Annotated in this window: 13 protein-coding genes; 9 read left to right on the forward strand and 4 right to left on the reverse strand. The window is 67.3% G+C overall.

Annotation, left to right across the window (positions count from 1 at the left end; all coding sequences use genetic code 11):
* The first annotated feature begins 27 nt into the window (after positions 1–27).
* Genes VGV58_RS13975 through VGV58_RS13985 form a run of 3 tightly spaced genes read left to right on the forward strand, consistent with a single transcriptional unit; the run spans position 28 to position 2,966 of the window.
* Positions 28–1,860 (forward strand): aminodeoxychorismate synthase component I, encoded by a 1,833-nt coding sequence (locus VGV58_RS13975; protein WP_326874612.1) that lies wholly within the window; start codon positions 28–30, stop codon positions 1,858–1,860.
* Between the two features lie 30 nt (positions 1,861–1,890).
* A complete protein-coding gene (locus tag VGV58_RS13980; RefSeq protein ID WP_092157890.1) occupies positions 1,891–2,034 on the forward strand; it encodes a histidine kinase in 144 nt (47 codons plus the stop codon).
* On the forward strand, positions 2,031–2,966 hold the full coding sequence (locus VGV58_RS13985; RefSeq protein ID WP_326874613.1) for a site-specific tyrosine recombinase XerD: 936 nt from the start codon (positions 2,031–2,033) through the stop codon (positions 2,964–2,966). The genes VGV58_RS13980 and VGV58_RS13985 overlap by 4 nt, the downstream gene beginning before the upstream one ends.
* Position 2,967: 1 nt before the next feature.
* Here the strand turns inward: VGV58_RS13985 and VGV58_RS13990 are convergent, their stop codons facing one another.
* The 4 genes from VGV58_RS13990 to VGV58_RS14005 form a co-directional block, all read right to left on the reverse strand.
* A complete protein-coding gene (locus VGV58_RS13990) occupies positions 2,968–4,758 on the reverse strand; it encodes a cation:proton antiporter domain-containing protein (RefSeq protein WP_326874614.1) in 1,791 nt (596 codons plus the stop codon).
* Between the two features lie 225 nt (positions 4,759–4,983).
* Positions 4,984–5,310: a polyhydroxyalkanoic acid system family protein gene (locus VGV58_RS13995; protein ID WP_326874615.1), complete on the reverse strand. Its 327-nt coding sequence runs from the start codon at positions 5,308–5,310 to the stop codon at positions 4,984–4,986.
* Positions 5,311–5,485: 175 nt separating this feature from the next.
* Positions 5,486–5,695 carry a hypothetical protein gene (locus VGV58_RS14000; protein WP_326874616.1) on the reverse strand — a complete coding sequence of 70 codons (210 nt, stop codon included), beginning with the start codon at positions 5,693–5,695 and terminating at the stop codon, positions 5,486–5,488.
* Positions 5,696–5,833: 138 nt separating this feature from the next.
* Positions 5,834–6,619: an IclR family transcriptional regulator gene (locus VGV58_RS14005; RefSeq protein ID WP_326874617.1), complete on the reverse strand. Its 786-nt coding sequence runs from the start codon at positions 6,617–6,619 to the stop codon at positions 5,834–5,836.
* 152 nt (positions 6,620–6,771) lie between these two features.
* On the opposite strand from VGV58_RS14005, the gene VGV58_RS14010 reads away from it, so the two are divergent.
* From VGV58_RS14010 to VGV58_RS14035, 6 genes are all read left to right on the forward strand, one after another.
* Complete coding sequence (locus VGV58_RS14010) at positions 6,772–7,431, forward strand: amino acid ABC transporter permease (protein ID WP_326874618.1); 660 nt, start codon at positions 6,772–6,774, stop codon at positions 7,429–7,431.
* Positions 7,428–8,078: an amino acid ABC transporter permease gene (locus VGV58_RS14015; RefSeq protein ID WP_326874619.1), complete on the forward strand. Its 651-nt coding sequence runs from the start codon at positions 7,428–7,430 to the stop codon at positions 8,076–8,078. Before VGV58_RS14010 ends, VGV58_RS14015 begins: the two co-directional genes overlap by 4 nt.
* Positions 8,065–8,796, forward strand: a complete 732-nt coding sequence (locus VGV58_RS14020) for an amino acid ABC transporter ATP-binding protein (RefSeq protein ID WP_326874620.1) — start codon at positions 8,065–8,067, stop codon at positions 8,794–8,796. The genes VGV58_RS14015 and VGV58_RS14020 overlap by 14 nt, the downstream gene beginning before the upstream one ends.
* 46 nt (positions 8,797–8,842) lie before the next feature.
* On the forward strand, positions 8,843–9,625 hold the full coding sequence (locus VGV58_RS14025) for a transporter substrate-binding domain-containing protein (protein ID WP_326874621.1): 783 nt from the start codon (positions 8,843–8,845) through the stop codon (positions 9,623–9,625).
* 226 nt (positions 9,626–9,851) lie between these two features.
* Positions 9,852–10,892, forward strand: a complete 1,041-nt coding sequence (locus VGV58_RS14030) for a succinylglutamate desuccinylase/aspartoacylase family protein (protein ID WP_326874622.1) — start codon at positions 9,852–9,854, stop codon at positions 10,890–10,892.
* Positions 10,889–11,827: a threonine ammonia-lyase gene (locus VGV58_RS14035; RefSeq protein WP_326874623.1), complete on the forward strand. Its 939-nt coding sequence runs from the start codon at positions 10,889–10,891 to the stop codon at positions 11,825–11,827. The genes VGV58_RS14030 and VGV58_RS14035 overlap by 4 nt, the downstream gene beginning before the upstream one ends.
* The last annotated feature ends 1 nt before the right edge of the window (position 11,828 follow it).

Raw genomic sequence — 11,828 nt, forward strand, 5'->3', positions numbered from 1 at the left:
CGCCGCGACGGGGGTGGTGAGCGCGTGATGGCGATGGCTGGAGAGGATTGCGGGATCGCCGGTCTGCGGCCGCCCTTCGTGCTGCTGGAAGATCGCAGCGGGGCGGGGCGGGCGCTGCTTTTCGCTGATCCCGCCGAGATCGTCTCAGCAACGGAACCGGCCGCGATCGCTGGCGCATTCGCCCGCATCGAGGCCGGATTAAAGCGCGGCCTGCACGCGGCCGGCTTCCTCTCCTATGAGCTTGGCTATGCCTTCGAGCCGCGGCTGGCAGGGCTGTTGCCGGGTGAGCCTCGTCTGCCGCTGCTCTGGTTCGGCCTGTTCGAGGCGCCACGCAGCATTGCTCCGGCGGAGCTCGACAGGGCATTCGCGATGCGGTGTCCGCCGCCACTGGACGATCTGGCGTTCGGGCTGGACGAAGCGGGGCATGCGGTGGCCGTCCAGCGCGTGCTCGACTATCTCCACGCCGGCGATGCCTATCAGGTCAACCTGACCTTCCCGATCCGCTTCCGCTATCCCGGCGATCCGCTCGCGCTCTACGGTGCGCTCAGGGCGAGCCAGCCGGTCGCCTATGGCGGCATTGTCGCGACAGGCGAGGCGAGCATCCTCTCGGTCTCGCCCGAGCTGTTCATCGAGACGGCGGACGGGCGCGCGGTCACCCGGCCGATGAAGGGAACGGCGGCGCGTGGCGTCGATGCGCAGGCCGACGAGGCGGCGAAGGCAGCGCTCCGCGCCGATCCGAAGCAGCGGGCCGAGAACCTGATGATCGTCGACCTCCTGCGCAACGACCTCAGCCGGATCAGCGAGCAGGGCTCGGTCGAGGTTCCCGCGCTGTTCAGCGTCGAGACCTATCCGGGTTTCCATACGCTGACCTCGACGGTGACGAGCCGATTGCGGCCGGGCCTGTCGCTGTTCGAGCAGATGCAGGCGCTGTTCCCCTGCGGCTCGGTCACCGGGGCGCCGAAGCTCAGGGCGATGGAGATCATTCGCGAGCTCGAAGCGGCGCCGCGCGAGATCTATACCGGTTCGCTCGGCATGATCGCGCCGAATGGCGATCTCGGCTTCAATGTCGCGATCCGGACCGCGACGCTGCTGCCGGGAGGCGAGGGCGTCTACGGCGTCGGCGGTGGCATCGTCGTCGATTCCAGGCCGGCCGAGGAATATGCCGAATGCCGATTGAAGGCGCGGGTGTTGACCGATCTGGCCGAGGACTATGGGTTGATCGAGACCTTGCGCTGGTCGAGGGGCTATGTCCGGCTGGCCCTGCATCTCGAACGTCTGGCCGCGTCGGCGACGGCATTGGGCTTTCGCTTCGATCGTGAGCAGCTGCTCGGGCAGCTCGGCGAGATTGAAGTGTCATTCTCCGTGGAAGAGGAGCGGCGGGTGCGTTGTGAACTGCGCCGGGACGGTACGCTTCAGATCACCACGGCGCCGATGCCAATCCCGGCCGATAACGCGCTTCGGATCGCCATCGCGAGCCATCGCGTCGATGCCGGCGATCCCTTCCTGCGTCACAAGACGACACGCCGGATGATCTATGAGCGAGCCTTCGCCGAGGCGGCGGCGCAGGGCTGCGACGATGCCCTGCTGCTGAACCGGCAGGGCTTCGTCACCGAGACCAGCCGCAGCACCATCTTCGTCGAGCGCGACGACGTGCAGCTGACGCCGCCGCTGGGGCACGGCTTGTTGCCGGGCGTGTTGCGCCGGGAGCTCATCGAAACCGGCGCTGCCCGTGAGGCGCCACTGCGGCTCGACGACCTCAGGCAGGCCGGGCGCTGGTTCGTCGGCAACAGCCTGCGTGGGCTGCAACGCGCCGAGATCGCAGGCTCCGCGCTTGCGTCCGATGCCCCCAATCAGAAATAACAGGTTGGGGTGCATGGGGAATCGCCGGCCGTGCCGACGCTGTTCAAATTCCTGACGTTCCTGGCCGTGATCGCCGGGCTGGTCTATGGCGGCATGCTTGCGCTGGTCACCTTCGTGAAGCCGGAGCCGCGCGAGATGGTCGAGATCGTGCCACCCTCGAAGCTGCAGAAATGAGCAAGCAGGCGCGCTCCTGGCTGAACGGATTCCTCGATATGCTGGCGGCCGAGCGTGGGGCTGCGAAGAACACGCTCGAGGCCTATGAGCGCGATCTCGAGGATTATCTCAGCTTCGCCGCCAGCCAGGGCGGGCCGGCCGCGGCCACGGCGGACGATGTCCGTGCCTATCTGGTCGAGTTGTCGGAGCGTGGGCTGAAGGCCTCCTCGGCGGCGCGGCGGCTCTCGGCCGTCAGGCAGTTCCACCGCTTCCTCTACACCGAAGGCCTCGCCGGCACCGATCCGACCGCGGCGATCGAAGGACCGCGGCTCGGCCGGCCATTGCCGAAGGTGCTCAGCGTCGCCGAGGTCGACAAGCTGATCGGCACGGCGCAGCAGATGGCGGAGCAGGAGGGGCAGTCACCGGCGGCGCGGGCGCGCACGGTCAGGATGCGCTGCCTGATCGAGATGCTCTACGCTACCGGCCTGCGCGTCTCGGAACTGATCGCGCTGCCGCTCTCGGCTGCGACGACCCGCGAGCGCTTCCTGGTGGTGCGCGGCAAGGGCGACAAGGACCGGCTGGTGCCGCTGAACGAAGCCGCGCGCGTGGCCGCCGCTGCGCATCTGGCCCTGCTGCGCGAGCAGGGCGCGGCGGACGGGCGTTGGCTCTTCCCTTCCGATGGCGAGAGCGGGCACCTGACCCGCCAGGCCTTCGGGCGTGACCTCAAATCGTTGGCGGCGGCGGCCGGCCTGTCGCCGGCGAAGGTCTCGCCGCATGTGCTGCGCCACGCCTTCGCCAGCCATCTCCTACAGAACGGCGCCGATCTGCGCGTCGTGCAGGAGCTCCTGGGCCATGCCGACATCGCGACGACGCAGATCTACACCCATGTCCTCGACGAGCGGCTGAAGAGCATGGTGCGCGACCTGCATCCGCTGATGGATGGAGACAGCTAGATCAAGCCGCGTTCGGCGTGCTCGGGGCCGGCTCCTCGCCCTTCCTGCCGCAGAGTGCCAGCATGGCGCGGGCGATTTCGGCCTCGCCCATGATGGTGCGGCTCGCCCCGCATTCCTTGAGATGCTCGACCTCGGCAAGCGAATGGGCCCGGGCGACGATCGGCAGGCCAGGGTTCTGCTTGCGTGCCTGCTCGCAGACCTGGCCGGCCTCGAAGCTGCCGGGGATGGCGACGAAGAGGCGCTTTGCCCGCGCAAGGCCTGCAGCGCCGAGCACTTCCGGATCGGCGGCATTGCCGACCAGCACCTCGGCGCCGTCGCGGCGGGCGGCGGCGACGCCGTCATCCTGGTCCTCGATCACCAGGAGCTTCTCGCCCATGGCGACAAGGCCGGCGCCGAGCAGCGAGCCGACGCGGCCATAGCCGACGACGACGATGTGGTCGGAGAGTTCCGTCGGGGCGATGTCTCGTTCGGGGGCCGGCGCAGGCTCGGGCTCCGGCGCCGCGGCCGGCGTTTCGGGCTGTGGAACGGGAGTGGCCTCGGCCGGCTTCGGTTCGGCCGGCTTGGGCTTGGCCGGTGCCGGGTCGGGCGGGGCGAAGCGGTCGACCAGCTTGAACATCAGAGGGTTGAGCACGATCGAGAAGATCGCGCCGGCGAGGATCAGGTCGCGGCCCTGCTCCGGCAGCAACTTCAGCGAGACGCCGAGCCCGGCGAGGATGAAGGAGAACTCGCCGATCTGCGCCAGGCTCGCCGAAATCGTCAGGGCGACCTGATCGGGCTTGCCGAAGGCGCGCACGATCAGCCAGGCCGCCAGGGTCTTGCCGAACAGGATAATGGCGATGGTCGCGATCAGCGGCAGCGGCGCGCGCAGCAGGATGCCGGGATCGAACAGCATGCCGACCGAGACGAAGAACAGCACGGCGAAAGCGTCGCGCAGCGGCAGCGATTCCTCGGCGGCGCGATGGCTGAGCGGCGATTCGCTGAGGATCATGCCGGCGAAGAACGCTCCGAGCGCGAAGGAGACGCCGAACAGGCTGGCGGCGAGATAGGCGACGCCGAGCGCGATCGCCAGCACGGCGAGCCGGAAAAGCTCGCGCGAGCCGGTATGGGCGACCCAGTGCAGGATCCAGGGGATCAGCCGGCGCCCGACGATCAGCATGAAGGCGACGAAGGCGGCGACCTTGGCGAGCGTCAGGCTGAGCACGCCCCAGAGCCCGAGATCGAAGCGCGTCGCCAGCGGCCCGCCTCCGGAAGCGGCGCCTGAGCCGCCGTTCAGCACATCGGCGACCGCCGGGATCATCACCAGCGCCAGGACCATGGCGAGGTCCTCGACGATCAGCCAGCCGACGGCGATCTTGCCTTTCTCGGTCTGCACCATGCGGCGCTCCTGCAAGGCGCGCAGCAGGACGACGGTACTGGCGACCGAGAGCGCCAGGCCAAAGACGAGGCCGGCGAGCACGGTCCAGCCGAGCAGCAGCGCAAGGCCAAGGCCCAGCAGGGTCGCGACGGAGATCTGGACCAGCGCGCCGGGTACGGCAATGGCTTTGACCGAGAGCAGGTCCTTCAGCGAGAAATGCAGGCCGACGCCGAACATCAGCAGGATGACGCCGATTTCGGCGAGATCGTTGGCAAGGTTCTGGTCGGCGACGAAACCGGGGGTGAACGGTCCGACCGCGACGCCGGCGAGGAGGTAGCCGACGAGCGGGGAGATCCTGAACTTCTGTGCCAGCGCCCCGAACACGAAGGCGAGGCCGAGGCCCATGACGATGATGGCGATCAATGGGCCGTGATGCATGGGTCTCCGGTGGGCAGTCGGGAAAAGGGAGTGCAGCGACTTTGCGGATCGCGGCGGGGGAATTCAACCTTCGACGGTGAACAAAAGTCGCAAAAGAGCTGCGACACGGTGTGCAGGGTGCTGAACATTTCCGCGTTTCTGCGAATCGCGAACTGCGCAGCAATTTTCCCTAACGCATTGGCTTCGAGCGAAGCGGGGTCCACTTCACTCGAAGATGCCCCGTGGTCAGGCCTTGGCCGGCTTGTGCTCCAGCAGGATCTGGGCCTGTTTCTCGACGCCGAGCTTCAGCTTCTCGGCGAAGATGGCGAGCATCAAAGGCAGCATCACCTCGACGCGAACCAGCGCATCCTCGACCTCGACCTTGCCGCTGACGGTGTGGCCGAGGGCGGCGACGCCGAATTGCAGCGTGTCGTCCTGCCAGCTCTCCTCGACGAGCTGCATGCCGAAACCACCAAGCTTGTCGCGGACCTTGCCGATCCCGCCCTGCAATCGCTGGCGGGCCGCCTCGCGGCCGAGCGTATGTGAGATGATGATGGTGACGGGGCGTTTCATGCGTCAGATCCGGGATGCGTGAGCGAGCTGGCGTGCCGCTGAGATGGGCTGCGCCGCGGGCGCTTGCAACCGTTCTGGCAATAATCAAAAGCCGTCAGTCCGGCCGCAGCGAAGCTGAGCGCCGGAATGACGATGTCGATGAGTTCTCGAGGAAGAAGGGTTAAGCGGCCAAGTCTCAGTGGCTGCGGGCTTCGAGCGCCTGCTGGCCTTCCGGCGTGACTTTCCAGAGTTCGTCGCCGGGTTCGGCCAGGCCGCGGCCCTGAAGCAGGCGCAGCATCGCCTCGCCGAAGATGAAGCGGCGCGTCTCTTCGCTGATGCTCTCCAGAGCGATCCACTCCGGATCGGTCATCACGATGGTCTCAGGGTTCGTCGCGGTCTCGGCCATATCGTCCTCCTCCGTGGCGGTTGCTGCGGTCAGAGGGAAATTCGCCAGCAATCTTGGAGAGTATATGGCCGATCTCAGGTCGAGCTGCGGCAATTGCGCGGGTTTTCCGGGTTAGCCTGCGGGTTTTCCGGATAGGCGCTAGCCGTAGGGCAGGCGCAGGCCCGCCTCGGCGGCGCAGGCCTTGAGCGCGAGCAGGATCGCGCTCTCGTCGGTCTCGACGCCATGGCGCTGCAGGCAGGGCACCAGGATCGCCGCCTCGGCATGGCCGGCCGGTCCGATCACCGGGCAGGCGATGTCGGTGACGGCGAGGATGTCACGACTCGGCGCGATGCGATGGCCGAGCGCCCGGACCTCGGCGAGGGCGGCCTGCGTCGCCGGCTCGTCAAGGCGCTGCCTGATCTCGGGCGGGGCCTCGCGCATCAGCCCGCGCCGGCGCCCTTCCGACTGGAAGGCGAGGATGAGCAGGCCGGAGTTCGCGTCGAGGGCCGGGCGGCCATAGCCCGGGCGGACGATGACGCTGGCATCGAGATGGCCGGCGGTGGTGGCGAGCACCACGGTCTGCGCCCGGCTCAGCACCACGAGATGGGCGGCCTGGCCGCTTTCCTCGCTGAAGCGCTCCATCAGCGGCAGCACCACCGAGGTGAGCTGCTTGCCGCCCGGTGTTCTGATGCCGAGGTCGAACAGGCGGCGCGACAGTCCGAGCCGGTCGGTCCCCGGCTCGCGTTCGAGATAGCCGCGCTGCTGCAGCACGAAGACCATGCGGAAGATCTCGCTCTTCGAGCGCTGCAATCGCTCGGCGATCACGCGGGTCGAGAGCGGCTCGCCGATCTCGGCCAGCAGCTCGAGGATGTCGAGGCCCTTTTCCAGGGCGGGGGCGGCATAGGCCGCCTTCTCGTCAGTGTCGGCTTCGGGAAGAACGCTCATGCTGCGCCTGTTTCATATATGAAGCTTGACATCAAATAAGAAGCCAAACTAGCCTCCGGGTAAAGAGGGAGAAACATGAGCGCATCGCCGCAACATCCGTCCAGCGCATCCGGACGGCGGGCCCATGGCCCGCAGCCTCAGGGCTGACGGCGATGAAGTACGGGCTCCAGTTTCGCGACGTCTTTGCGGCCTGGGAGTCCATTCTCGACGGCGTCTGGATCACGCTGCTGCTCTCCGCCGTGGCGATGGTCGGCGGGCTCCTCATCGGCATCCTCTGCGCCGCCGGGCGCACCTATGGCCCGGCCTGGCTGCGCCGCATCGTCGGCGCCTATGTCGAGATCATCCGCAACACGCCGCTCCTGGTTCAGCTCTTCCTGATCTTCTTCGGACTGCCGAGCTTCGGCGTCAGGCTCGACGGGCTCACCGCCGCGATGATCGCGCTGGTGATCAATCTTGGCGCCTACACCACCGAGATCGTCCGCGCGGGTCTCGAAGCCGTGCCGAAGGCGCAGATCGAGGCCGGCCATTCGCTCGGGCTCTCCGGCCTGCAGGTCTTCCGCTACATCGTCGTTTTCCCGGCGCTGAAGGCGATGTTCCCGGCGCTCGCCAGCCAGTTCGTGCTCCTGATGCTGGCGACCAGCGTCGCCTCGCAGATCTCGGTGCAGGACCTCTTCCATGCCGCCTCGATCGTGCAGTCGCGCACCTTCCGCGATTTCGAGGTCTATACGGTGATCGGCGTGCTCTATCTCGCGCTCGCCATCGGCTTCCGCGGCCTGTTCGCCCTGATCTACCGTGTGGTGTTCGTGCGATGATCCGGGAATTCGGCCTCATCGACGTGATGTACCTGATCGCGGCGGCACGCTGGACGATCGCGCTCACCGCGGTCGCTTTCGCCGGCTCGGCGGTGCTCGGACTTGCGCTTGCGATCCTGCGCATTCTGCCGATCGCGCCGCTGCGCTGGCTCTCGGCGACCTATATCCAGCTGGTGCAGGGCACGCCGCTCTTGGTCTGGCTGTTCCTGATCTTCTTCGGCCTGCCGCTCGCGGGCATCTCGGTCAATCCCTGGATCGCCGCGGCCGTCGCGTTCTCGGTCTATGGCTCGGCCTTCCTCGGCGAGATCTGGCGCGGTGCGCTGGTCTCGATCGCGAAGACGCAATGGGAGGCGGGGGCTTCGCTCGGGCTCTCGCTCGGCGAACAGCTGCGCTACGTCATCATCCCGCAATCGATCCGGATCGCGATCCCGCCGACGGTCGGTTTCCTCGTCCAGCTGATCAAGAACACTTCGCTCGCCGCGGTGATCGGCTTCGTCGAGCTCACCCGCGAAGGCCAGCTCACGGCCGCCGGCACCTATAAGCCCTTTGCCGTCTACATCACCGTCGCCTGCATCTATTTCGCGATGTGCTTCCCCCTCACGCAATGGAGCCGCTCGCTCGAGCGGAAGCTCGATGTCGCTCGTTGAAATCCATGGCGTCAGCAAGAGCTATGGCGCCAACCAGGTCCTGAAGGGCGTCTCGCTCGATATCGAGAAGGGCGAGGTCGTCGCCGTGATCGGCCGCTCGGGCTCCGGCAAGAGCACGCTGCTACGCTGCGTCAACGGGCTGGAGCCGGTCCAGGCCGGCACGATCCGCATCGACGGCGTCCAGGTCAACGATCCCGCCACCGATCTGCGCAAGCTCCGGCAAGAGGTCGGCATCGTCTTCCAGCAGTTCAACCTGTTCCCGCATCTCTCGGTTAGCGACAACATTACGCTCGCCCCGCGCGTCGTGAAGAAGCAGAAGCCGGAGGAAGCGCGCGAGGTCGCGCGCGAGGTGCTGGCGCGCGTCGGGCTGGCGGACAAGCTCGACGCCTATCCCTCGCAGCTCTCCGGCGGCCAGCAGCAGCGCGTCGCGATCGCCCGCTCGCTCGCCATGCGGCCGAAGCTGATGTTGTTCGACGAGGTCACCTCGGCGCTCGACCCGGAGCTCACCGGCGAGGTGCTGAAAGTGCTCGAATCCGTGGCGCAGGAGGGCATGACCATGATGCTCGTCACCCACGAAATGGGCTTTGCCCGCAGGTTCGGCTCGCGTGTCGTCTTCATGCACGAAGGCCGCATCCACGAAGAAGGCCAGGCCGCGGCGGTGCTCGCCGAGCCGAAGACGCCCGAGCTCACCACCTTCCTCAGCGCGGTGCTGCACTGAGGCGGGGAAGATCAGTTCCGGTTCCGGTCAACGAGGGGAGAGAAAGATGCGTAAACTATTCGCAGGGCTTGCGGCGATGGCGATCGCCGCGTTCGGTGCGGTCGAGGCCAAGGCCGACAAGCTTCAGGACATCCTGTCCAAGGGTGTTGTGCGCATCGGCGTGCCGCTCGACGCGCCGCCCTTCGGCTCGCAGGACGCCAACCGCAAGGCGGTCGGATTCGACATCGAGCTCGCCGAGATGGTCGCCAAGGGCCTCGGCGTGAAGCTGGAGATGCAGCAGATCACCGGCGCCAACCGGATTCCATTCCTGCTCACCGACAAGGTCGACATCGTCATCTCGGTGATGGGCCTGTCGCCGGAGCGCGCCCGGCAGATCCAGTTCACCGCGCCCTATGCCAACACCTTCCTTGCCGTCTACGGCGCGAAGTCGGCGAACGTGACCAGCCCGGAGACGCTCGGCTCCAGCCGCGTCGCTGCCGCCAAGGGCACGACGCAGGAACTCGCCATCACCGAATCCGCCCCCAAGGCGAATGTGATGCGCACCGAGGACGACGCGACCGCGGCCGCCGCCTACATCACCGGCCAGGCCGACCTGCTCGCGACCAACTCGATCGTCGCCCAGGCGCTCGCCAAGCAGAACCCGAACAAGGAGTTCGAGCGAAAATTCGTCATCCGCCGCAGCCCGGCGCATATGGGCGTGCAGATGGACCAGCACAATCTCGTGCGCTGGCTCGACAGCTTCATCTTCTACGCCTCGATGAACGGCGAGCTCGACCGGCTGCACAAGAAGTACCTGGACATGCCGATGGACCCGCTGCCGACGCTGTAAAACGGCAACAGGCCTCCCGCGTAAGGCGCGGGGAACCCCTCTCCTGGAAGGAGAGGGGCAGGAGTGAGGTGTTCGAATCGGAAACGTTGGCCCGAACCCGACCGCGCGGTGAGCGCAATGCCTCACTGGTCCGGCCGCCTACCCCTCACCCTGCCCTCTCCCTCCGGGAGAGGGTTCCCCGCGCTCGTGCCTGCAATCCCGAGCCCAGCTTTTCCCGAGCCCCGCCATGACCAGCCCCCGCCAGAAGCCCACCCCGCGCCCGTCCTCCGCCTTCCTCACCGTCGATCCGGAGAAGGACGGCAAGCAGGTCGGCTTCCTGATGATCCCGCATTCCCCGCATGACGATGCCTGGGGTGCGACGCGGATCCCGGTCGCGATCATCAAGAACGGCTCGGGCCCGACCGCGATCCTCGAGGGCGGCAACCATGGCGACGAATACGAGGGCCCGATCGCGATCTGCGACCTGATCCGCGATCTCGATCCCGGCCGCGTTCAGGGGCGGCTGATCCTGATGCCGGCGAACAATGTCCACGCCGTCATCGCCGGCCAGCGGACGTCGACGGTCGACGGGCTCAACTTCAACCGCACCTTCCCGGGCGATCCGCGCGGCACCATCACCCAGCAGATCTCGGCCTTCGTCAGCGACCATATCCTGCCGCTGGGCGATGCCTTCCTCGACCTGCATTCCGGCGGCTCCTCGCTCGACATCATCCCGAGTGCGATCGTCGAGCCGACGAATGATCCCGAACTTCACAAGCGCAATGTCGCAGCCGTGCAGGCCTTCGACGCGCCGATGACGGTGGTGATCTCCAATCTCGGCGAGCCGCGCACCGCGACGGCGACCGCCTGCCGGCAGGGGCTTGTCACCGTCGGTACCGAGATGGCCGGGGCTGGCGCGGTCTCGCTCGACGCGCTGAAGATCTGCCGCCGCGGCGTCGCCAATGTCCTTGACCATCTCGGCATCGTCGCCCGCGACAAGCCGGAGCCGCGTCGCGGCGGCGGGCAGGTGCTCGAATTGCCGGGAATTGCCGCTTACGTCTATGCCACGGCGGACGGCATTTTCGAGCCCTTCCACGCCAATGGCGAAAAGGTCAGTGCCGGCCAGCCGGCGGGCAAGATCCATTGCACCTGGGACCCGACGCGTCCGCCGGAGACGCTGCACTACGCTGCCGACGGCATCCTCTATGGCCGGCGCCAGCCGGGCCGGGTTCGGCCGGGTAATTGCTGCCTGATCGTGGCGGCGCCCTATCGCGGGGTGCTGGCGTGATCGGCCTCGACGATATTCGCGCCGCGCGCTGGCGAATCCAGCCGCATGTCCGCAAGACGCCGATCCTGCCCTATGGCCAGCTCAGCTCACGCGACGAGTTCGGCGGCACGGTGACGCTGAAGCTCGAATTGCTGCAGGCGGCGGGCTCGTTCAAGGCGCGTGGCGCGATGAACCGGCTGCTGACGCTCTCAGCAGAGGAGCTGGGGCGCGGCGTCGTCACGGCCTCGGGCGGCAATCACGGGCTCGCCATCGCCCGCTCCGCCCATGTGCTCGGCGCGAAAGCGAAGATCTTCCTGCCGTCCAATGTCGTCGCCGACAAGGTCGCCAAGCTCAAGCGGTGGGGCGCCGAAGTCGAGATCGTCGGCGCGATCTGGGACGATGCCAATGCCGCGGCGCTCGCCTATGCTAGGGAGACAGGCGCGACCTATGCCCATCCGTTCAGCGATCCTGTGGTGGTCGCCGGCCAGGGCACGCTCGGCCTCGACATCCTCGACGAGATCCCGGACGTCGACGTCATCCTCGTCGCGATCGGCGGCGGAGGGTTGATCACCGGCCTGTCGACGGCGGTGAAGGCGCTCAGACCGCAGACGCGCATCATTGGTATCGAGCCCTATGGCTCGCCGACGCTGCATGCTTGCCTCGAAGCGGGCAAGCTGGTCACGCTCGACAAGTTGGAGACGCGGGTCGCGACCATGTCGTGCCGGCGCACCGACCAGGCGATCTACGAGGCGGTCGCTAAAAATGTCGACGAGATCGTGCTGGTCAGCGACGCCGAGATGGAGCAGGCGGCGCAATCGCTCTGGTTCGAGTTCGGCATCGCCGCCGATCTCTCGGGCGCGGCGGCGGTTGCCGCCTTGCAGGCGAAGCGCTTCGTGCCGGCGCCGGGCAGCAAGGTCTGCGCGCTGGTCTGCGGCGCCGGGACGGATGGGACCTGAC

The organism is Allobosea sp. (assembly GCF_035944895.1).
Lineage (GTDB): Bacteria > Pseudomonadota > Alphaproteobacteria > Rhizobiales > Beijerinckiaceae > Allobosea.